Origin of the sequence: Haloferula sp. A504 (assembly GCF_044385805.1) — a bacterium.
Lineage (GTDB): Bacteria > Verrucomicrobiota > Verrucomicrobiia > Verrucomicrobiales > Akkermansiaceae > Haloferula.
Map to the genome: position 1 here is coordinate 1 of NZ_JBISBU010000003.1, position 20,074 is coordinate 20,074.

The 20,074-nt window shown below is 65.9% G+C and carries 19 protein-coding genes; 8 read left to right on the top strand and 11 right to left on the bottom strand.

All coding sequences use genetic code 11. The annotated features are described in order from the left end of the window. Nucleotides 1–336, bottom strand: a 336-nt coding sequence (locus ACG2LG_RS02095; protein ID WP_396255887.1) for a hypothetical protein, incomplete at its 3' end; no start/stop codon positions are given. Nucleotides 337–417: 81 nt separating this feature from the next. Between ACG2LG_RS02095 and ACG2LG_RS02100 the strand changes: the two genes are divergently transcribed. Further along, nucleotides 418–621 carry a hypothetical protein gene (locus ACG2LG_RS02100; RefSeq protein WP_396255889.1) on the top strand — a complete coding sequence of 68 codons (204 nt, stop codon included), beginning with the start codon at nucleotides 418–420 and terminating at the stop codon, nucleotides 619–621. Here the strand turns inward: ACG2LG_RS02100 and ACG2LG_RS02105 are convergent. The 9 genes from ACG2LG_RS02105 to ACG2LG_RS02145 form a co-directional block, all read right to left on the bottom strand. Next, complete coding sequence (locus tag ACG2LG_RS02105) at nucleotides 591–1,832, bottom strand: HupE/UreJ family protein (protein ID WP_396255890.1); 1,242 nt, start codon at nucleotides 1,830–1,832, stop codon at nucleotides 591–593. The genes ACG2LG_RS02100 and ACG2LG_RS02105 overlap by 31 nt on opposite strands. Nucleotides 1,833–1,968: 136 nt before the next feature. Beyond that, nucleotides 1,969–3,444: a sulfatase gene (locus tag ACG2LG_RS02110; RefSeq protein ID WP_396255892.1), complete on the bottom strand. Its 1,476-nt coding sequence runs from the start codon at nucleotides 3,442–3,444 to the stop codon at nucleotides 1,969–1,971. 196 nt (nucleotides 3,445–3,640) lie between these two features. Then, entirely contained in the window at nucleotides 3,641–4,186 is a 546-nt protein-coding gene (locus tag ACG2LG_RS02115; RefSeq protein WP_396255893.1) for a helix-turn-helix domain-containing protein, read from the bottom strand. Between the two features lie 359 nt (nucleotides 4,187–4,545). Continuing rightward, nucleotides 4,546–6,921 carry a ribonuclease R gene (gene rnr / locus ACG2LG_RS02120; protein ID WP_396255895.1) on the bottom strand — a complete coding sequence of 792 codons (2,376 nt, stop codon included), beginning with the start codon at nucleotides 6,919–6,921 and terminating at the stop codon, nucleotides 4,546–4,548. A gap of 270 nt (nucleotides 6,922–7,191) precedes the next feature. Beyond that, on the bottom strand, nucleotides 7,192–9,000 hold the full coding sequence (locus tag ACG2LG_RS02125; RefSeq protein WP_396255897.1) for a hypothetical protein: 1,809 nt from the start codon (nucleotides 8,998–9,000) through the stop codon (nucleotides 7,192–7,194). Nucleotides 9,001–9,082: 82 nt separating this feature from the next. After that, entirely contained in the window at nucleotides 9,083–9,793 is a 711-nt protein-coding gene (locus ACG2LG_RS02130) for an isoprenyl transferase (RefSeq protein WP_396255899.1), read from the bottom strand. A gap of 76 nt (nucleotides 9,794–9,869) precedes the next feature. Then, entirely contained in the window at nucleotides 9,870–11,147 is a 1,278-nt protein-coding gene (locus ACG2LG_RS02135; protein ID WP_396255901.1) for an adenylosuccinate synthase, read from the bottom strand. 52 nt (nucleotides 11,148–11,199) lie between these two features. Then, nucleotides 11,200–12,339, bottom strand: a complete 1,140-nt coding sequence (carA, locus tag ACG2LG_RS02140; RefSeq protein WP_396255903.1) for a glutamine-hydrolyzing carbamoyl-phosphate synthase small subunit — start codon at nucleotides 12,337–12,339, stop codon at nucleotides 11,200–11,202. A 97-nt stretch (nucleotides 12,340–12,436) separates the two neighbouring features. Next, entirely contained in the window at nucleotides 12,437–13,270 is an 834-nt protein-coding gene (locus ACG2LG_RS02145; protein WP_396255905.1) for a lysophospholipid acyltransferase family protein, read from the bottom strand. A 114-nt stretch (nucleotides 13,271–13,384) separates the two neighbouring features. Between ACG2LG_RS02145 and ACG2LG_RS02150 the strand changes: the two genes are divergently transcribed. Beyond that, the gene (locus ACG2LG_RS02150) at nucleotides 13,385–13,801 is read left to right on the top strand and encodes a 3-hydroxyacyl-ACP dehydratase FabZ family protein (RefSeq protein WP_396255907.1); all 417 of its coding nucleotides are present in this window, start codon (nucleotides 13,385–13,387) and stop codon (nucleotides 13,799–13,801) included. Then, nucleotides 13,798–14,790, top strand: a complete 993-nt coding sequence (locus ACG2LG_RS02155; protein ID WP_396255908.1) for a sulfite exporter TauE/SafE family protein — start codon at nucleotides 13,798–13,800, stop codon at nucleotides 14,788–14,790. Before ACG2LG_RS02150 ends, ACG2LG_RS02155 begins: the two co-directional genes overlap by 4 nt. Nucleotides 14,791–14,834: 44 nt before the next feature. On the opposite strand, the gene ACG2LG_RS02160 is transcribed toward ACG2LG_RS02155, so the two are convergent. Further along, the gene (locus ACG2LG_RS02160; RefSeq protein ID WP_396255910.1) at nucleotides 14,835–16,073 is read right to left on the bottom strand and encodes a class I adenylate-forming enzyme family protein; all 1,239 of its coding nucleotides are present in this window, start codon (nucleotides 16,071–16,073) and stop codon (nucleotides 14,835–14,837) included. A gap of 68 nt (nucleotides 16,074–16,141) precedes the next feature. Here ACG2LG_RS02160 and ACG2LG_RS02165 point away from each other — a divergent pair, with 68 nt between their 5' ends. The 5 genes from ACG2LG_RS02165 to ACG2LG_RS02185 all read left to right on the top strand — a co-directional run bounded on the left by ACG2LG_RS02165 (nucleotide 16,142) and on the right by ACG2LG_RS02185 (nucleotide 20,056). Beyond that, nucleotides 16,142–17,377, top strand: a complete 1,236-nt coding sequence (locus tag ACG2LG_RS02165; protein ID WP_396255912.1) for a beta-ketoacyl-[acyl-carrier-protein] synthase family protein — start codon at nucleotides 16,142–16,144, stop codon at nucleotides 17,375–17,377. Further along, nucleotides 17,374–18,396 carry a hypothetical protein gene (locus ACG2LG_RS02170; RefSeq protein WP_396255913.1) on the top strand — a complete coding sequence of 341 codons (1,023 nt, stop codon included), beginning with the start codon at nucleotides 17,374–17,376 and terminating at the stop codon, nucleotides 18,394–18,396. Before ACG2LG_RS02165 ends, ACG2LG_RS02170 begins: the two co-directional genes overlap by 4 nt. A 177-nt stretch (nucleotides 18,397–18,573) precedes the next feature. Beyond that, entirely contained in the window at nucleotides 18,574–19,005 is a 432-nt protein-coding gene (locus tag ACG2LG_RS02175) for a type II toxin-antitoxin system HicB family antitoxin (protein ID WP_396255914.1), read from the top strand. A gap of 99 nt (nucleotides 19,006–19,104) precedes the next feature. Next, the gene (locus ACG2LG_RS02180) at nucleotides 19,105–19,455 is read left to right on the top strand and encodes a hypothetical protein (RefSeq protein WP_396255916.1); all 351 of its coding nucleotides are present in this window, start codon (nucleotides 19,105–19,107) and stop codon (nucleotides 19,453–19,455) included. A 139-nt stretch (nucleotides 19,456–19,594) separates the two neighbouring features. Then, a complete protein-coding gene (locus ACG2LG_RS02185) occupies nucleotides 19,595–20,056 on the top strand; it encodes a hypothetical protein (protein WP_396255917.1) in 462 nt (153 codons plus the stop codon). The last annotated feature ends 18 nt before the right edge of the window (nucleotides 20,057–20,074 follow it).

A 20,074-nucleotide genomic window follows, 5' to 3' on the forward strand; every position in this document is an offset into this window, starting at 1 on the left:
CTTGCGGGCGTGGACCCATTCCTCCATCGCCACGGTCAGCGAGAGGTCGAAGCGGGCGGCGAGTTGCTCGCAGTATCGGAGCAGTTCGATGTCCCGGCGGGTTACCTCGTCACCGGTGGCGATGCCGTTGGTGAGTCGCACGGTGATCTGCTGGGCGACGACTTGGGCCTCGTCCGGGCAGGAGATGCTTCGCCTCCGTCGCCGGCCGCCTTCCTTCCAGGCGAGGGTGTGTTCCGAGTATCCATCGGCCCGGGTCATCGTGTAGATCTTCACGGCGGCGGGGCCGGTTCCGATCTGGATCACGCTGCTGCGTTTCTTCCGTTTGCGCGGGTTCATCGAACCCTTCGCCGGTGTCAACTTGTCGGAATTTTTGTCCGAAGGATTCGCCCTCGGCGGCTTCGGATTCCTGCGAGTTGCTTGCCTGGAGCGGGTTACGGGATTGCTCCCACCCTCTCCGCCATCTACGGCTACAGCTACGAGGTCAATGGCGCGGGCAACCATCAGAGCGCCACCTCCGGCGACGCCTTTCCGCCCGCCCTCGACTGGGGCTGGAGTGGGGGCCCGAGGTTGATTTTCGATCAACCGGCCGATCAGCCAAGCGCCCGCTCGAAGGTCCAGTAGAGGCCGATGAGGGCGATCGTCGCCGAGGCGGTTTTCGAGAAGATCTTCATGCCCCGGGCGGCGCGCTCATCGGGTTCCCGTCCGTCCTTCGCCGGAAGGACGGCGCGAAGGATGGCCACCATCACGAACCACACGGCGAAGGCGGCGAGCAGGACAGTCACCTGACCGGCCTCGACGCCGAGGTTGAAGCCGACCAGCGGCTCGATGATCGCCCCCTTGGGGATTTCCAGCTCCTGCATGACCGAGGCGAAGCCCATCCCGTGCAACAGTCCGAGCGCGAAGACGAAGGCGACCCGCCACGGCTTGAGTTCCTTGACCCACAGGTTCTCGATGCCGACGTAGGCGATGCTGAAGGCGATCATCGATTCGACGAACCTCGGGTTGATCGAGAAGACGCCGAGCACGACCATCGCGAGGGTGATCGAGTGGGCCAGCGTGAAGGCCAGGCTTTGCGAAAGCAGCGGGCGGAACTTCGGCACCAGAAAGAAGAGCCCGAGGATGAACAGGATATGATCAACGCCCTTGGGCAGGATGTGCTCGAAGCCAGCGACGATCCAGGCATACAGGGACACCTCCCTGCTTTGCTCGATGCGGGCATCGGTCTGCACGGTCAGCAGCTCGACGGGTTCGTCCCGCGGGGCGAGGATCATCACGCGACGGAAGGGCTTTTTCCCCTCGCGGGGAATGATGACGTCGACCGTTAGAGGTTCCTCGCCGTCGTCGTTCCAGACCAGCGCGATCGAGCCCGAGGTGCCTGCGGGAAAGTCTCCGCTCAGGTCGGCGCGGATCACCGCGTTGTTCAGGGAGTTGGGTCCAAGTTGGGGGCGGCCCTTTCCGAACTCCGGCAACGACAGCTCGAACTCGAGAGGCTTGCCGTCCAGCGTGAGGACGAAGGCATCGTGGATGAAGACTTCCAGATGGTTTTGCATCGTCTCGAAGTCCTCTTGGCTGAGGGAGTCGAGCCACGCTTGGCCCGCGCGGTCGGGATCGCCGGGAGACCCCGGCGGCACCCGGGGGCCGTCTTCCGGATAGGTCGCCCAAGCCTCGATCCAAAGGCTGGAATTCCAGGTGCCGTCGGCCGCCTGGAACTCGGCCTTCACCTGGTCCAGGGGGTGGGCCGTGGCCTGGGAGAAGACCAGCAAGGGCGAGATCAGCCCGGCGAGGAATCCGCCCAGCGGATGAACTCTCGAAATTCGTGATCGTCCGGTCATGTCGGGAGGAGACGCCGTCGTCCGCGGGATCCTTTCGCTTTGAGGGGTGGGTGGGTCGCGTGCCGGCTAGGGCCTCTGCGTCGTGGGGAGGGAGCCGCCGGTTCTCAGCCGGACGTCTCGTGCAAAGGTCCGCGTCTTACCACTTGTCGAAGCCCGGCTTGGCGTCCGGGTTCACCGAGGGAGGCAGGGCGTCGGTGTCCTTGCGGAAGGCTTCAAGTTTCGCCTGGAGCTCGGCGAGTTTCTCCGGGTGTTTGTCGGCGAGGTTCGTGCGTTCGCCCGGATCGTCGGCGAGGTGGTAGAGTTCCGGCGACTTCTTCCAGTAGAAATCGATCAGCTTCCAGTCGCCGTCGCGGATCGCGGAGGAGGGGATGCCGCCCTGGTTGCCCCAGTGGGGGTAGTGCCAGAACAGGGGCGCGCGGTCGTGCCCGGCCTCCGGGTTCTTGAGCAACTTGGCGAAGCTGGTGCCGTCGACATGCTGTTCGGGCAGCGGGTCGAGCCCGCAGGCCTCGAGGATGGTCGGGTAGAAGTCGGTCGAGATCACCGGTGCGTCGCAGGTGGCACCCGCCTTGCCTTTCCCCGGCCAGCGGACGATCAGTGGCTCGCGGATGCCGCCCTCGTAGGTCCAGCCCTTGCCGGCGCGGAGGGGGAGATTGCTGGTGGGCGAGCCCTCGGAGGTCGAGAGGCCGCCGTTGTCGGAGAAGAAGAAGACCAGCGTGTCGTCGGCGACACCGTTTTTCTCCAGTGAGTCTAGTGCTTTGCCGACGGCGGCGTCCATCGCCTCGACCATGCCGGCGTAAATGGCGTGCTGCTGGACGGTGCGGTTCTTGCGCGGGTGTTCCGGTTCGAATTCCGCTTCGAGGCCGAGCTTCTTACGTTTGGCGTCGTACTTCGCGACCAGATCCTCCGGGGCCATCAGCGGCGTGTGCACCGAGTAGAAGGGGAGGTAGACGAAGAACTTCCCGTCCTTGTGGGTGGTGATGAACTTGTCGACTTCCTGTGCCAGTCGGTCGGGCAGGTGTTCGCCCTTCGGTCCGTTGGGCAGGTGCGGGTTGTCGTAGGGCGAGAAATACTTGTCGCCGGAGTAGGGCCCGCCGCCGCGGCCGCCGGCGATGTTGATGTCGAAGCCGTGGTCGGTGGGGAAGGACCCCTCGGGGCCGAGGTGCCATTTGCCGGCGTGCATCGTTGCGTAGCCGGCGGCCTTGAGCGCCTCGGCCAGGGTGGTGTGCGAGGCGTCGAGCTTCTCGATGTAGGGTGCGGGAAGCACCGGGCGCTTCTTGAAGTGCTTGAAGTTGCCGTCCTTCGCCGGATCGTAGTTCGCGGGCATCTCGAGGAAGCCGTTGGGGCCGCCGAAGTAGTCGGTGTTGCGCGTGCGGGCGGGATATTGGCCGGTAAGGACCGACGAGCGGGTGGGGGAACAGACCGGGCACGCCGCGTAGCCGTTGGTGAAGCGGACCGACTCCTTCGCCAGCGCATTCAGGCGCGGGGTGTCGTAGAAGGTTTCGGGGTTGTTGAAGCCAACGTCCATGTAGCCGAGGTCGTCGGCCATGATGAAGACGACGTTGGTCGCCGAGGCGGGAAGGACGAGCGCGGCGAGTGCGGCGAGAGCTTTCATGCCCCCACAACGCACCATTTGGCTGCTGACTTGCAAGCGAATGTGGCCGGGGCTTCCAGCCCCGTTGCCATGATGGATGAAAGGATGGGCGACGGGCCTGGAAGGCCCGGCCACATGATCGGGTCGGCCCGCTTGTACCAATTAAAAGTCAGATCTGGACTTTTAAGTTTTGCCCGAAGCGGGCTTCATCCATTACTCAGATCTTCGCCCGGGTCCCCTTCGCCAGGCCCAGTCCGTCAAGCTTCTCCCCGAGATCGCGGCGGAACGCCTCGGCTGCCGCGGGATCCTTCCTGGAGTGGCTGGGACGCGGCACCCTCAGCACTCCTCCGAGCTTTTTTGCCCAGTACCAAACCCTCTGGTAGGAAGTGTCGATCCCGTGGTGGCTCTTGAGCCATCGACGGGCGTCCTGAAGGGTCGTGAACTCGTGATTGGCCAGCTTCGCTTCGAACTCCTTCATCACCTCCCCGCTGACTCCCTTGCGCCAGCCCACCGGACGTCCGCCAGGGTCGCGTTGCCAGATCGCATCAAGTCCACCTTCGCGCACCGCCTTGAGCAGTTCGAACACCTTCGAGCGCGACAACCCGCAAAGCTCGGCGATTTGCTGGCTGGTGTGCTCTCCACGCGATGCCAACTTGATGACAAGAAGCCTATCCTTTCGCCAACCGGGCTTCTCTCCTCGATGTTTCTCGTCAATGACCGCTGCTACTTCAGGGCAGCCGAGCTTCAGTGTTCGTCCAGCCATGACGAACCCTAGCAAATCCCCGAGAAATCCAGAAGTTATTTTGTCACGGTATCAATCATGGCAACAGCCATGGTGCATGGCACCCCTGCCGGGGTGCGGGCTCCTTGGATTTGCAACCGGGGGTGGCGCTCGTTCCTCGCTTACCCCCGGCTACCACCATTTGACGCCTCCGGCGTCAGCGCCTTGGCAACGGGCATGTGCCGGATCCGCGTCGAGGCCTTGGCAACGGGCATGTGCCGGCTCCGGCGTCGGCGCCTTGGCAACGGGCATGTGCCGAGTCCGGCGTCAGCGCTTTGGCAACGGGCATTTGACGCCTCTGGTGGGCGAGTTCTGGCAGCGGGCAATTGAGCCCTCCGGCGTCAGCGCTTTCTCCGTCGCTGGTGGGTGAGCTTCTTCGGTCGCTTCCTGGCGGACTTTTTCCCTGTGCGATTTCCGCCGGCGGGGCGCTTGTCACCGGAGTTGCGGTTTCCGGAGCGAGATGACGGCTTCCCGCCTCTGCCGCGGTTCCGGCTTCCGCCGCCGTCCGGCTCCACTTCACCCGCGAGGGCGAAGTCGACGAAGCGGCGTTCGTGGTCGATGTTTGAGACCACCATCTTGAGTCGCTGGCCAAGCTCGATCTTGCGGTTGCCGGGGCCGACGTAGCGTCCGGTGCTCGATTCAAAACGCCAGCGGCCGCCGGGAAGGTCCTCGCGCTTGATCACCCCGCGGGTGGAGATGTCGGTCGCCTCGACCATCAGTCCCATCGAGCGGATCTCGGTGACGAGCCCGTTGAAGACGACCGGCTCCTCGGCGCTGGCGCACTGGTCGAGGTAGTCGAGGAGCTTGATCATCTTCGATTGACCCTCGGCGTCGGCGGAGGCGCGCTCGGTGTCGGAGATGTGGCGCGCGATCTCGGTGAGCTCGACCTGTTTCGGCGTGGCGTCCGTCTTCTTCGGCGGGTTGGTGAGGAAGGGCTGGAGCGCGCGGTGGACGATGAGGTCGGCGTAGCGGCGGATAGGCGAGGTGAAGTGGCAGTAGTCACCCTTCGACAGGCCGTAGTGACCGAGGGGATCCGGCGAGTAGGCGGCGCGCTTGAGCGACTTGAGAAGGCCGATCTTGATCGCGTGCTCGTCGGGGCGGCCGCGGGCGGCGTCGAGCAGTTGTTGGACGTGCTTCTTGTTGGTCAGGTCGCCGAACTGGTAACCGAAGGCCTTGGCCGTCTCTCCATACTCCTGCAGCTTGGAGAAGTCGGGGTCGTCGTGGACCCGGTAGATCGCGGGCTTGTTGCGGATCTTGAGGATGCGGGCCACCGACTCGTTGGCGGCGAGCATGCATTCCTCGATCAGCTGGTGGCTTTCGGTGTGGATGACGTTTTCGATCCGTGCCGCGCGGCCGTCGTCGCCGAGGATCACGCGGATTTCGGGCATCTCGAGGTCGAGCGCGCCGCGGGCGAAGCGCCGCTTGCGCAAGGCGGCGGCCATCTTCCATGCCTCCTTCACCATGTCGGCGACGCCCTTGTGGGATCCTTCCGGAGCCCGGCCGCCGTCGAGGATGGCCTGGGCCTGTTCGTAGGAGAGCTTGGCCTGGGAATGGATCACCGCGTTGCAGAAGCGCGACTTGTAGACATTGCCGGAGTGATCAACCTCGAGGACGGCGCACTTGGTCAGGCGGTCGACATCCGGCTTGAGCGAGCACAGGCCGTTCGACAGCTCGACGGGCAGCATCGGGATGACGCGATCGACGAGATACGTCGAGTTGCCGCGTTCGATGGCCTCCTTGTCGAGTGAAGTACGAGGCTTCACGTAGTGAGAGACGTCGGCGATGTGGACGGCAAGCTTCCAGCCCTTCCCGGTGCGCTCGACCCAGATCGCGTCGTCGTGGTCCTTGGCGTCGGCGGGGTCGATCGTGATCACCAGGCGGTCGCGCCAGTCCTCGCGGAGCTTCACCTCGGCGGGGTCCACCTCGTCGGGGATGGCCCTTGCCTCCTCGAGAACCTCGTCGGGGAAGGACGTCTTGATGCCGTTCCGGTGGATGATCGAGAGGATGTCGACGCCGGCGTCGCCGGGCCAGCCGAGGACTTCGATGATGCGCCCGTGGGGTGTCGTGTGCTGCCAGTTCTCGATGGCGACGACGACCATCTGCCCCGGCCGGGCGGTGGTGTCGCCGATCAGTTCCACGTTGCCGTCGATCGCGGGATCGTCCGCGCGGACCCAGGCGTTGCGGCCCTTCCGCTGGTAGGTCCCGACGATCTTGCCGGAGCGGCGGTCGATGATCTTTTCGACCACCGCGCGCGGCTCCTCGTTGTCGGTCTCCGGACGGCCGTCGCCCTTGCGGTTGCGGCGGAACTGCTTGGGACTGACCGGGCGCTGCTTCAGGGAGACCTGCACCCGGTCGCCGTCCATCGCCTTGCCGGTGTCGCGCTGCGAGACGTAGAGGCGGGTGCCGGGCTCGAGGTCGTAGCCGTGGTCGATCTCCTCGAGGTCGATGGGGTTCGGGTAGAACCAGGCGTGGCCTTTCGGGGTGAACTTGATGGTGCCGCGCAGTTGGTCGTCGGGCTGCCGGGCGGCGGCGTAGCGGCCTTTCTTGCCGGCTTCGATTTCGCCGTCGGCTTCGAGCTTGTCGAGTTCCTTGCGGAGTTGTGCCCGCTGGTCGGAGGGAATCTCGAGCGTGCGGGCGAACTCGGACTTGTTGAGGGGGCGGTAGTCGCGTTGGCGCATCGTTTCGAGGATGCGCTCGCGCAGGTTCTTGCGGGGCATGATGGTGAGAAAAGGGATGAGCTGGTGCCGGTGGCTGCCAGAGGCCGGAGAACGCCGGCTGCGGAGGGCGCGGGGATCGCGCGCGGTCGGCGTTCCAAGTGGCCGACGACGCGAAAGATGACCGGCTTTGCGCGGAAAGCAAGGCCGGAGATTTTCGGGAGCGCGCGATGCTGTCGCGCCTTGGACCGCTGGATTGGGAGCTGCCAGGAGTCTGGAGTGAGTGTTTGAACCCACGGTGCGCGACAGCGTCGCGCGTTCCTGCTAGAGGGATCAGCCTGCCTGGCCGAGGGTTTTGAGGCGGTCGAGGATCTCGACCGCGCGCTTGGCCTCCTCGGTCCGCCGGAATTCGAGTCGCTCGGCGGCTTCGGTGTTGAGTTGCTTCAGCTGACCGCGATCGAGCGCCATGCCTTCGGGGCCGATCTCGGGCCAGTCCCAGTCGTCGGTGCGGAAGCTGTGCAGCGGTTGCCAGGGCTTGCCGTCGACCTTGAGGTTGCCCGCCGCGCTGGTCGCCCAGGCGTAGCGGACGGCGGACGGCTCGGGCACCAAGGGGCTCCAGACGATCACCTTGGTGGCATCGAAGCTCTTGTTCGCGGTGTTCCAGATTCCGGCGTCCTTGGTCAGCGGCCAGGTGGCGTGGGCGCGGTAGAACTTCTGGTCGGGTCCGGCGATGGCGAAGCCTTCGATCACCGTCGACATGTCGTCGGGCATGACCTTCTTGTCGAAGGTGAGGACCATGCGATCAGCGTCGCGCTTGGTGGACACCAGCGAGGCCGAGTCCCAGCCGACCTTGAGATCATAGACCCGGTTCAGTGCCCAGCGGGCGGCTCGTTCGCCGTGGTCGCGCTTCTTGAAGGGATGGAGCCCGGGGATCTGGACGTCGTAGGCCGGGAGAAAGGCGGTGTTTTCCGGATCCCCCACATCGGCGAGTCCGAGGCGCTGGGCTTCGCGGATGAAGGCCGAGGGGGCGACGGTCCAGACCTCGAAGTTCTCCTCGGTCTGGGGAATGCCGCCGGCGCAGAAACCGATGACGCCCACCGGCAGTGCCGGGCTTTCGAAGTCCTCGCGCCAGCCTTCGACCATCAACTGCATCAGCGCCCGGTACCGTTTCGGCCGGCAGCTGCTTCCCATCGCGTTGTTGTAGCCCTGGTGGAAGAGAACGCCCTTGATGCCGAGGCCCTTGAAGGCCCCGAACATGCCGTTGTAGCAGCTGGCGGCATCGGACGGACTCTTGCCGGGGATGTTCCACGAGCGGAGCTCCTCGACGGTCCCCCGTTTCGGCCACTTTTCTTCGGGCACTCCCTTGGATTTGGCGCGGTTGAGCTGGTTCTGCCACTGGCGCTCGACTTCGGCCTCCGCGTCGAATTCCGCGATCCGCTGATCGAGGTGCTTCTTGTAGGCGGCGGCCACCGGGTGGTCGTCGAACTTGTGGGCCGGAACCAGCGACTCGATGGAGGCACCGCCGCGGGCGTTGTCGATGATGCCGATGGGAATGCCGAGCGCCCGCTGAAGGCGCGAACCAAAGGCGTAGCCGATGGCGGAGAAGCTGCCCGCGGTTTCCGGGTCGGAGACCAACCAGCCTCCGCCGTCGATCTTGTCGGCCGGAATGTCGTCCTGGAGGGTCGATTGCTCGTTGGGGCTGATCCCGAGCCGGCGGAACAGCGGCAGGTTGGATTGGGCCCTTTCGAGATCGGACTGGATCGTTTTTTCGAGGCCCCACTTCATGTTGCTCTGGCCGTTCATCACCCACACGTCGCCGACGAGGATGTTGTCCATCTCGATGGCTTCGTCGCCGGACCTGATGACCAGCTTGCGGGGTTCGATGTCGGCCTCCCGGGCCGGGAACTCGACTTTCCAGCGTCCGCCTTCGGCAATGCCTTCGGCCGACCCGGTTCCGAAAGTCACCGAGACCTTCGAGCCCGGCTTCGCCCAGCCCCAGATGGTGATCGGCTTGTCCCGCTGGAGGACCATGTTGCTGGAGAACACGCCGTGGGCCTTGAGGGCCGTGGCTTCGGCATTCGCCGGCGTGAGGGTCACGGCCACGGCCACGAGCGCGGAGGCGAAAAAGGGACGAAGGGTCATAGTTGGGATTACCCGAGCCCGCCCGCCCGCCTTTCATGACGGCGCGGTGTACTGGAATGCCGATTCGGAGATCGGCGGTCCGCTACAGACCACCAAAGCGCCGGTGGCGGGCCTGGTATTCCTCGACCGCGGCAAACAGGTCGGCCTGCTTGAAGTCCGGCCAGAACTTCTTGTAGATCACGATTTCCGAGTAGCTGATCTGCCACAGGAGGAAGTTCGACACGCGCAGCTCGCCCGAGGTCCGGATCAGCAGGTCGGGATCCGGAAGGTCGGCGGTGTAGAGGTGGGAAGCGACGAGTTCGGGGGTGACGTCGCCGGGCACGAGCCGGCCTTCAACGGCCTCGTGGACCATGGCGCGGGCGGCCTCGGTGATCTCCTCGCGCGATCCGTAGGACAGGGCGAGGACGAGGGTCATCGCGGTGTTGTCCGCGGTGCGGGCCATGGCATCGCGCAGCTTGTTGCGGGTCTTCTCGGGAAGGCGGTCGAGGTGGCCGATCGCCCGCAGCCGGACGTTCTGCTTCATCATCTCCTCGGCCTTCTGTTCGAGAAAGCGTTCGAGGAGGTTCATCAGGGCCGAGACTTCGTCGGCCGGACGGCTCCAGTTTTCCGAGGAAAAGGCATAGAGCGTGAGGTATTTCACGCCGAGCTGCTTGCACGCCTCGACGCATTCGCGGACCGACTCGGCACCCGCCCGGTGACCCTCGCGTCGGGGCAGGCCGCGTTCCTTGGCCCAGCGTCCGTTGCCGTCCATGATGACGGCGATGTGCTCGGGGACTGTGGGTTTGGGAGGCATCGGAGGCTGATGACAGCGCGCCCGGGTGAAGAAATGAAGAACGAACCGGGAAAATGCCGCGATTTCCGTCGAGGACTCAGCCCGTGGCGACGACCAGCGTCTGCACCCGGTCGGGCCCGACCCCGACGAACTGGATCGGCGTGTCGCAGAGTTCGGACAGGCGGCGGAGGTAGCCTTTGGTGTTCTCCGGAAGATCGTCGTAGTGGGTGCAGCCGGTGGTGTCGCTCATCCAGCCGGGAACTTCCTCGTAGATCGGGGTGGCACGATCCCAGGCATGGCGGTCGGCCGGCGGCAGATCGTGGCGGGTGCCGTCGATGTCGTAGCCGACGCAGATCTTCAGCGTCTCGTACTGGTCGAGGCCGTCGACGTTGGTGACGGCCAGGCCGGTGGTGCCGTTGACCATGCAGCCGTGGCGGAGCAGCACGGCATCGAGCCAGCCGCAGCCGCGGGCGCGACCGGTGGTGGCGCCGAACTCGCGACCGAGATCGTGGAGGTAGTCCGAAAGGCCCTCGTCGGCCGACGGGAAGGGGCCGGCGCCGACGCGGGTCGTGTAGGCCTTGCAGACGCCGATCACCTGGTCGATCGAGGTGGGCGGCAGGCCGGTGCCGGTGCAGGCACCGCCGGCGGTGGTGTTCGAGGAGGTGACAAAGGGGAAGGTGCCGTAGTCGATGTCGAGAAGGCTTCCCTGGGCACCCTCGAAGAGGATGTTGTCGCCGGCCTTCCATGACTTGTGGAGGGAGGCGATGGTGTTTGTGACGTGCGGTCGGAGGCGGGCGAAGGCGGCGAGCACCTCGTCGGCCTGCTGCTCCGCGTCGAAGGTCGGAAGGTCGAACCTGGCGAGCACCTCGTTGGCCTCCGCCGTGCGGTGCGCGAGCATCTCGCGGAAGTAAGATTCATCCAGCAGGTCGGCGACGCGCAGGCCGTTGCGGTTGATCTTGTCGGCGTAGGCCGGGCCGATGCCGCGCTTGGTGGTGCCGATCTTGCGATCGCCGAGGGCGGCCTCGCGGGCGGCGTCGAGTTCCTTGTGCAGCGGCAGGACGACGTGGCAGCGGTCGGAGATGAGGAGTTTCTCCGGAGTGATGGCGATGCCCTGGCCCTCGAGTCGCTCGATCTCGGCGACCAGGCCGATCGGGTCGAGGACCACGCCGTTGCCGATCACGTTGGTCTTGCCGTCCCAGAGGATGCCCGAGGGCAGCAGGTGCAGGACGTATTTGGTGCCCTTGGCGATGACCGTGTGGCCGGCGTTGTTGCCGCCCTGGCCGCGCACGACGACGTCGGCGGATTCGGTCAGGTAGTCGACGATCTTGCCTTTTCCTTCGTCTCCCCACTGGAGACCGGTGACGATGGTGTTCATGAAAAGTGATCGGTGATCAGTGATCGGTGATCAGTGCAGAGAGGCGATGAACTTACTTCGACTGCTCGACCAGGTCGGCGAACTCGTCGAAGAAGTAGGTCGCGTCGTGCGGGCCGGGGGCGGCCTCGGGGTGGTACTGGACGCTGAAGACCGGGTAATCCTTGTGGCGGATGCCCTCGACGGTGTCGTCGTTGAGGTTGATGTGGGTGACCTCGACGCTGGTGTCGAAGGACTCCGGGTCGACGGCGAAGCCGTGGTTCTGGGAGGTGATGGAGATCTTGCCGGTGCGCAGGTCCTTGACCGGTTGGTTGGCGCCGCGGTGGCCGAACTTGAGCTTGAAGGTCTTGCCGCCGAAGACGTGGCCGAGGATCTGGTTGCCGAGGCAGATGCCCATCATCGGCTTTTTCCCGATCAGCTTCTTCACCTCCTCGTGGATGTAGCCCAGGGCGGCCGGATCGCCCGGGCCGTTGGAGAGGAAGATGCCGTCGGGGTTCTTGCCGAGAACGACGTCGGCCGGCGTCGTGGAGGGGACGACCTCGACCTCGAAGCCGACCTGCCGCAGGCGGCGCAGGATGTTGTATTTGATGCCGAAGTCGTAGGCGACGATGCGGCTGCGGATCGGCGGGAGATCGGCCCAGTTGCCTTCCTGTCCGGTGACGGTGTTGGGCAGGGCGAAGCGGCGTGAATCATCCTCCCACGGGAAGGTTTCCGCGCAGGTGACCTCCTTGACCAGGTCGGCCCCCTCCATCGACGGCGAGGCCTTCGCGGCGGCGATTGCTTCCTCGGCGGTGAGTTCGGTGCTCAGGCACGCCCGCATCGCCCCCAGCGACCGGAGGTGCTTGGTGAGGGCCCGGGTATCGACGTGCTCGATGCCGAGGATGCCGTGTTCGGTGAAATACTCGGCCAGCGTCTGGCGCGACCGGTAGTTCGAGGCGATGGGGGAAAGCTCGCCGATGACGAAGCCGCGGACGTGCGGGGAGGCGGACTCGGCGTCGTCCGGGTTCACGCCGTAGTTGCCGATCTGCGGGTAGGTCATCGTGACGATCTGGCCGCGGTAGGACGGATCGGTGATGACCTCCTGGTAGCCGGTCATCGAGGTGTTGAAGCAGATTTCACCGGTGCGGGTGCCGGTTGCGCCGAAGGCACGTCCTTCGAAAAGGCGGCCGTCTTCGAGAGCGAGAATGGCTTTCATGAGGCGGGGAATGGGGCGGTGGAAAGACCGTCTTCCCGACCGCGGCGGCGGAGCCTAGGGGCGGCGGAGGCGGCTTGTCGAATGCGGAATGGAACTCCTACTCCTGGATCTGGCGGCGCAGCTTGTGGGGGCGGGAAAGGTGGTCCTCGTAGGTCTGCTGCAGGCGCCGGGTGAAGTCCCGGGCGGACTCGTCGGCCTGAGGTTCGAGGGCGTCGCCGAGCTCGAAGCTGATCCGGATGGGAAAGTCCGGCCGCTTCCACAGCGGCCAGCCCTTTTCCATGAAGCGGGTGTTGCTGCGGACGAAGACGGGCAGCACGGGGACGCCGGCCCGGCGGGCGATCAGCGCGCAGCCGCCCTTGAGCGGGTTGATCCAGCGCCGGTCGCGGCGGGTGCGGGTGCCCTCGGGGAAAAGCAGCAACTGGCCGCCGCGGTCGAGGGCGTCGGCGGCGTCGCGCACCAAGCGTGACGAGCTGCCGTTCGGGATGTAGCCCGCGAGGCGGGCGCCACCGCCGAGGAAGGGATTGCGAAGGATGCTGTCCTTCATGATGCAGATCGGCTGCGGCAGGCAGGAAATGACGAAGACCGCATCCCACAGCGAGGTGTGGTTGGGCGCGATGATGACCGGGTCGCGGCGTTCACGGAGCGGCTTGAGCGAGTCGAGGTCGGCATGGACCAGGCCGGTGACCCGCAGGTAGCCGACAAAGATCCGGAACGCCCGGTTCAGCAGGGTGCGCCCGAGGCGCTCGGCCCGGCGCTTGGGAAGCAGCAGGCAGAGAGGCAGTGCGGCCACGGTGAAAAGCAGTCCGAAGACGCCCCAGTAGGCGACGCCTCCGAGGGCGGCGAGCGTTTCCAGGGGCCACCACCACCAGCCGCGACCGGATACCGGGAGCGACGCCGAATCGCCGACGGCGGTTTCGGGAGGGGGTGACACGGCGCCAGACTAGCGGCCCGGCCGGGGGCGGGCCAAGGTTCAATTGAGGGGCGGGCTTCGTGCTTTTTCGGAAGCGCGCTTGCCAAGCGGGCGAGGAGTGACAGTGATTCGGCGATGTCCGAGCTGGAAGCACTGCCCCACGGTCCCGAGTTCCGGTTCGTGGATGAACTTGTGGAGATCGATCCCGGGCGCTCGGCGCACGGCCGCTACCGGGTGCGGGGCGACGAGGCCTTTCTCGCCGGACATTTTCCCGGGCAGCCGCTGATGCCGGGCGTGATCCTGGTCGAGGCCATCGCCCAGCTCGGCGGGGTCGCGGCGCAGAGCGACCCGGAGCATGGCGCGATGGACGGCCTGCTCCTGACCGGCATCCGCGGGGCGAAAATCCTCGGCGCCGCCGAGCCGGGCCAGACGCTGGAAATCCGGGTCGAGGTCGAGGGACGGCTCGGCGGGATGATCCAGATCTCCGGAGAGATCGAGTCGGCGGGGCGGAAACTTGCCAGCGCCAAGGTGATGCTCAGCGGACAAGCGTGAGTGCTCCGGGTCAACCCGCCGCCCGGCGGTTCTGGATCTACCCGGCGGTGCTCGCCGGAGTGTGGCTGGCGTGGGTCGTGGCCATGGCGATGGCCGATGCCTGGGGCCTGTTCCTCACGCGTTGGCCGATGGCCCTGACGATGGTGTTCGGCTCCTTCGTGGCGGGATCGACGCCGGCGGGCGGCGGCGCGGTGGCGTATCCGGTTTTCACCAAGTTGCTGTCGATCCCGACCAAGGATGCCGCGCTTTTCGGACTGATGATCCAAGCCGTGGGGATGAACATGGCGGCGATCTTCATCCTGACCCGGGGGATCCGGGTGAACTTCCGGGTGATCCGCTGGACGTTGCTCGGCGCGATTCCCGGGGTGATGCTCGGGCTGGCGTTCATCGAGTTGCCCCGCAACGTCCCGAAGCTCGCGTTTTCCTCGCTGCTGCTGGTGTTCGCGATCACGCTCTACCGGTCGCACTGGAAACGCCGCCACCGTCCCGAGGCCGAGGTGGTGGCGTGGACGCGGCGGGACGCGATCCGCTTCGTCGTGGTGGGCGTGGTCGGTGGCCTGGTGGCATCCCAACTCGGAGCGGGTGCGGACATGCTGTGCTTCGTGCTGATGACGCTGGGCTACGGACTCGACGAGCGGGTGGCGGTGCCGACCTCGGTGGTGACCATGGGGGTGATTTCCCTGGTGGCCTTCATGTTCCGGCTGCTGCTGCCCGAACCGATCGGGGTGGTCTGGGAATACTGGGCGGTGGCGGCCCCGGTGGTGGCGGTGGGCGCGCCCTTCGGGGCGTGGGTGGCGTCGAAGGCGAAGGGCGGGGCGATTCTGGTGTTCGTGTTCTGCCTGGTGACCGTGGAGGTGGTGACGACCGCCATCCTGGTGCCGGTGGACGGACCGCGCGCCCTGATGTTGATCGGGGTGCTGGTGGTTTCGGTGGTGTGGTTCCGCCGGCTGCGGGCGCTGCGGTCGAGGCATCTATCCGACGGAGCGTAGCGGGCCTTCCCCCGAATGATGCGGAAGACCTGCTGAAGCAGGAACTACGAACGCCTGGAGGCGAAGCGCTTGCGCAGTTCCATGCGGGAAAGGTTCCATGCGGTGGGATCGGTGAACCACTGCCGCGGAGTCTCCCAGCCGGCCAGCTCCGCGGTGGCGGCGGAGCGGAGGGCGGCGAGATCGGTGTCCACTGGGACCAGGGCGGCGACCTCGTCGACCCGCTCGGGATCCTGGCTCGGGATGCCGAAGACCCGGATCCTGTTCACGAGCCCGGTGCCGAGAAGCACCGCCTCGACGCGGCCCGGGCCGATCTTGCGACCCGCCACGTTGATGTGGCCGTCGGCGTGGCAGTCGAGGTGGAGGCGGCCGTTCTCCAGTCGCCCGACATCGGTGGTGAGAAACTTTCCGCCGCCGAGTTTCACGCCGTTTCGCGAGTGGTCGTAGCCGAGGGCGACCGAGTCGGACTCGATCAGGAAGCGTCCGTTCTCGTCGAGGGAGACCTTGACCCCGGGCAGCGGCTCGCCGAGGTCGGTGGCCTCCGTGCGCGGTTCCGGTGTCGGGTCCCATGAGATGCCCCCGCATTCGGAGGCGCCGTAGAAGTTGTGGAGCTTGAGCCCGTGCGCTTCCCACGCCGAGCGCTCGAGGTCGAGCGGCAGCGGGGCTCCCGCGGAAACGGCGAGGTGGATGGGGGCGTTTTCCAGGATCCCCGAGCGCAGCCAGGCCCGCCACATCGAGGGCACGGCCGGGACCACCATCGCCTCGTGCCCGGCCCACGCCGCGGCGACCACGGCCGGGAAGGGGACTTCGACCGTGCGCAGGGGAATGCCGTGGAGCAGCAGGGGCAGGACGACCGAGGAAAAGCCGTAGGAGTGGGCCAGCGAGATCGTGGCCAAATTGGGGATCTCGGGGGTCAGCCCCATCGCCCGGACGATCCGGTCCGCATCGGCGGCGATCTGCGAGGCGGTGAAGCGGACCGTGCGCGGCATGCCGTCGGTGCCCGGCGTCAGCTTGAGGTGGGCGACGCCTTCGGGAATGTCGGTCAGCGCCGGCAGGCGGGCCCCGGCGCGCTCGACCGGCAGCACCGGCACCCGGTCGCGCCAGCCGCGCAGGGTGGCGATTACAAGCTCGCGGGCGGAGCCGCTGGCGACCACCGGGCCGTCGGCTTCGGGGAGCTCGCCGAGCTGCTCATCGAGGTCGCGGAAACGGATCACCTCGTCGCCATCAAAGATTGCGGGACGGTCGTGGGATCGCGCCAGGGTTTCCTTCCAACGGTTAAGCAGCATTTGACAAGCTCGCTGGCCGTTGTCTTGCTGCGGCTTTCGCCCGACCGCCAGCCTGAATTCCAACGATTGTGGCTTACCGCGCCGATTCTCCCCGCCTTGAACACGCCCGACCGGTGGTCATCACCGGTGCCGGGATCGTGACCTCGATGGGGCTGGGCATGTCCGAGAATGCCGCCGGTTTCCGGGAAGGACGAACCGCCTTCCGCGAGGTCGATCTGTTCGACGTCTCGCAGCAGCGGACGAAATCCGCCGGCCAGGCGGTGCTGCCGGAAAAGCCGCCGGGTGTCGGCGCGCGGGCCTGGGAGCGGATGGATCGCGGGACCCGTTTCGCGCTCGTGGCGGCCCGCGAGGCGCTCGACGAGGCGGGCGTCTCCGGCGCGATGCCGGTCGTCATCGGCACCTCGGCCGGCGCGATGCCGATCGGCGAGGATTTTTACCGGCATGCGATCGCCGGCGAACGGCTGGGCCAGTTTCGAAGGGTCGAGTGCTATCAGCCGCAGGGTCAGCTGACCCGGATGATGGCGGAGCTCGGTGTGGCCGGCCCCTTGCGGATCATTTCCAACGCCTGCGCGTCGGGCGCCAATGCCATCGGCCATGCCTTCCAGATGATTCGGGAAGGAAAGGCCGACCGGGTGTTGGCGGGCGGCTACGACGGTCTCGCGCAGTTGGTTTTCGCCGGCTTCGATTCCCTGCAGGCCCTGTCGCCCTCCGGCGTGCCGCGTCCCTTCGATGCCGCGCGGGACGGTCTGGCGATCGGCGAGGGGGCGGGATTCGTCGTGGTCGAAAGCCTCGAGGCCGCCCGCGAGCGGGGTGCCCGGATGCGGGCCAGCGTGCTCGGTTACGGGGCGGCGACCGATATCCACCACCTTACCCAGCCGCATCCCGAGGGCGATGCCGCCTTGCTGACGATGACCGAGGCGACGCGCATGGCGGGGCTGGAGCCGGAGCAGATCGACTACATCAACTCCCACGGCACCGGCACGCCGCTCAACGATGTCGCCGAGGCCGGAGCGGTCCGCCGCTGGGCCGGGGACGCCGCGGGGAAGATCCGCCTGAGTTCCACCAAGTCATCCATCGGCCACCTTCTCGGCGGTGCCGGCGCGGTCGAGTCGGTGATCTGCCTGATGACCCTCGAGGGCCAGTGGCTCCCCGGGAGCCTCGGCGTCCGGGAGGTCGATCCGGCGGTGACCTTCGATCTCGTCCGCGAACCCCGCGAGGTCGAGGTGCGGCATGCGCTGACGAACTCCTTCGGCTTCGGTGGAGCGAATGCGACCCTGATCTTTGGAAGGGAGGTCCCGGCATGAGCCGCATCACCGCCTCGGGAATTGGCGCGGTCTCGCCCGCGGGTTGGGGGCTCGAGCCCATGATGGCGGCGCTCGATGCGAACCAGCGTCCGGAGGTCGGTGAATTCGAGCGGACCACCACCGGCGGGGAAGTCGTCCGCACACCGGTGCTGCGGGTGCCGAAGTTGGAGGATCGGTCGAAACTGCCCCGCGACCCGCGACTCCGCCGCGCCAGCGCGGTGGGCAAGTTCGCTGCGGCGGCGATGTACGAGGCCCTGGGTGTCGAGCGTTTCGAGGCGGTGAAGGCCGGGGACCTGCGCCTCGGCGTGGTCTGCACGATGATGAACGGCTGCGTGAACTACTCGAACCGGTTCTACGGCGAGGTGCTGGAAGCCCCTGCCACCGCGAGCCCGATCCTCTTTCCCGAAACGGTTTACAACGCCCCCTCGAGCCACCTCTCGGCGGTGGCCCACAGCCACGCGCCCAATGACACGCTGGTCGGCGACGGGGCGGAGTTCTTCACCGGCCTCGAGCTGGCGGCCGAATGGCTGGAGCGGGGCGACTGCGACCTGTGCGTGGTCGTTTCCCCGGAGGAGGCCGACTGGCTCAGCGCCGAGGCGATGGGCTACTACAGCTCCCGTATGTTGCCGGCGGAGGGGGCGGCGGCGGTCGTGCTTGAGAAGGATGGCGCAGGTCCACAGCTCATGGCGGTGCCGGATTCCGTGAACTACGCCGGCGAGTCCGACCGGGTTGCGGCGTTCGCAAGACTCTGGCAGGAACTGGAAGCCGAAGATGACGGTGCGACCGTCTGGGCCGACGGCCGTGTCGGGGTCGGGCGCTTCGACTTGCCGGAAAACTCGGTGTCCTGGAGTGGTCCGCGCTTTTCCCTGCGACGCGTGCTCGGCGAGTCGCTCGGGGCCTCCGCCGGCCTGCAGACCGTCGCCGCGCTGGCAAGGCTGAACCGCAGCGATGCCGGATCGGCGATCGTCACCTCGGTCGGCGGCAACGAAGCGGTCGGCGGCGCCCGCTGGAGCCGCTGAAGGACCGCGCGACGCTGACGCGCCCGACGGTTTGGGAGCGATCCGAAAGACAGGCAGGCGATCCCGGGGAATGCGGGAGGGTGCTTGAATGAGAATCCATTGGCAGGCATCTTGTCACGCAGGGTTCCTTCGGAGTACCTTCCACCAAGCCGGCAGGGACTGGCCACCCTGAGATTCATGAGACTTCCAGTCGTCATTCACAAAGACAAGGACTCCGATTACGGAGTCACGGTTCCCGATCTGCCGGGATGCTTTTCCGCTGGCGAGACGGCCGACGATGCCCTGAGCAATGCGGTTGAAGCGATCGAATGCCACGTCGAGGGACTTCTGATCGACGGTGAGCCCATTCCCCGGGGACAGCCCATCGAGAACCACCGATCGAAACGCGAGTTTTCCGGGGGGATCTGGGCCTTGGTCGATGTCGATCTGTCCAAGCTTTCCGGCAAGGCGAAGCGCGTCAACATCACCCTCCCCGAGAGGTTGCTGGTGCAGATCGATTCCTTTGCGTCGAAGACGGGTGATACCCGGTCGGATTTTCTCGCTCACGCCGCACTGGAGTATGTGAGCACCCATTCCGAACAAGAAGAGCGAAAAAGGCGCCGTTCCTGACATCTGCTCCGCGGCGAGCTCGAACCACCATGACCACCCAGTCCTCAAACTGTCGTCGAAGTCGCGTCCACGGCAGGTGTGGGAGGACGTTGACTCTGGGTGGAAGAGATTGAATTCATGCACGACGGACCGGACGAGAAAGACTGGAAGGCATTTCGCAAGTTGGCCCCGATTCTCCGGGAGCGATACCTTCGCGGTCGGATTGAGGAGTTGGCCACGATCCTGGCGGACGGGGAACGCTCTCCTGCCGAGAGGTTCTGGGATCTTGAGGAGCAGGTTGGGGAGATCGCCAAAGCGCTTCGAGCGTGCCTGGATGGGCACTCGCGCAGCAGGATGAGACAATTCATCATCCAGATGCTCGCCGTCGGCATGATGACGCGCGAAGACCTGGACGCATTCAGCGAAGAACTTCGGGAGCGCATGATCGAATGGACAAAGCCGGAACCCTGACGCTCGACAAGTCGGCGACGAAGTCCTCTTGGAGCGGTCTTGTCGCACCCTGGTTTTGACGATTCAATCCGGGCAACGGGACAGTTTCGGCGCTTCGTGGGGTTGGGGTCGACTGTCTTCAAATGTTGGGCCAGAAATCATGAAGTCAATCATCCTCGCATGGATCGCGGGTGCCACCGTGGCGAGCGCTGCCATCAATGCTGACGGCAAGGGGTTCTTTCCTGTGATGGTCCAGGTGATCGATCCTGATTCCAGAACCCCGATTCAAGGTGCCAAGGTGCGATTGGAGGGAGCCGGAACCTACGAAGAACTCGAGATCGATCCTGAGCGCCAAACGAAACTGCTTCCTGATTCCCTTGGTAAGCCGGTCGATACCAATGGTGAAGGCGTGGCAGTGGTCTTCTATTTTGGCGGATGGACCAGCACTACAACCGACGGGAAGTCGACCTATTCTAGATCGCTTGCGGGCACCATCGTCGTTGAACACGAAGGGAAGGAGATCTTCCGCTCGACGCTGAAGGATTGGGCGAAGAAAAATGGTTTCCGAGCGAGTTCCAGTTCGGCACCATGGATCGTCGTCACGCCACCAAACGAAAAATAGTCCAAGCTCAATAAGATA

Bases quoted from the DNA above. Each gene is read 5' to 3' on its own strand.
- ACG2LG_RS02105 (WP_396255890.1), bottom strand. From the start codon at position 1,832: ATGACCGGACGATCACGAATTTCGAGAGTTCATCCGCTGGGCGGATTC.
- ACG2LG_RS02110 (WP_396255892.1), bottom strand. From the start codon at position 3,444: ATGAAAGCTCTCGCCGCACTCGCCGCGCTCGTCCTTCCCGCCTCGGCG.
- ACG2LG_RS02115 (WP_396255893.1), bottom strand. From the start codon at position 4,186: ATGGCTGGACGAACACTGAAGCTCGGCTGCCCTGAAGTAGCAGCGGTC.
- rnr (WP_396255895.1), bottom strand. From the start codon at position 6,921: ATGCCCCGCAAGAACCTGCGCGAGCGCATCCTCGAAACGATGCGCCAA.
- ACG2LG_RS02125 (WP_396255897.1), bottom strand. From the start codon at position 9,000: ATGACCCTTCGTCCCTTTTTCGCCTCCGCGCTCGTGGCCGTGGCCGTG.
- ACG2LG_RS02130 (WP_396255899.1), bottom strand. From the start codon at position 9,793: ATGCCTCCCAAACCCACAGTCCCCGAGCACATCGCCGTCATCATGGAC.
- ACG2LG_RS02135 (WP_396255901.1), bottom strand. From the start codon at position 11,147: ATGAACACCATCGTCACCGGTCTCCAGTGGGGAGACGAAGGAAAAGGC.
- carA (WP_396255903.1), bottom strand. From the start codon at position 12,339: ATGAAAGCCATTCTCGCTCTCGAAGACGGCCGCCTTTTCGAAGGACGT.
- ACG2LG_RS02150 (WP_396255907.1), top strand. From the start codon at position 13,385: ATGTCCGAGCTGGAAGCACTGCCCCACGGTCCCGAGTTCCGGTTCGTG.
- ACG2LG_RS02160 (WP_396255910.1), bottom strand. From the start codon at position 16,073: ATGCTGCTTAACCGTTGGAAGGAAACCCTGGCGCGATCCCACGACCGT.
- ACG2LG_RS02170 (WP_396255913.1), top strand. From the start codon at position 17,374: ATGAGCCGCATCACCGCCTCGGGAATTGGCGCGGTCTCGCCCGCGGGT.
- ACG2LG_RS02175 (WP_396255914.1), top strand. From the start codon at position 18,574: ATGAGACTTCCAGTCGTCATTCACAAAGACAAGGACTCCGATTACGGA.
- ACG2LG_RS02185 (WP_396255917.1), top strand. From the start codon at position 19,595: ATGAAGTCAATCATCCTCGCATGGATCGCGGGTGCCACCGTGGCGAGC.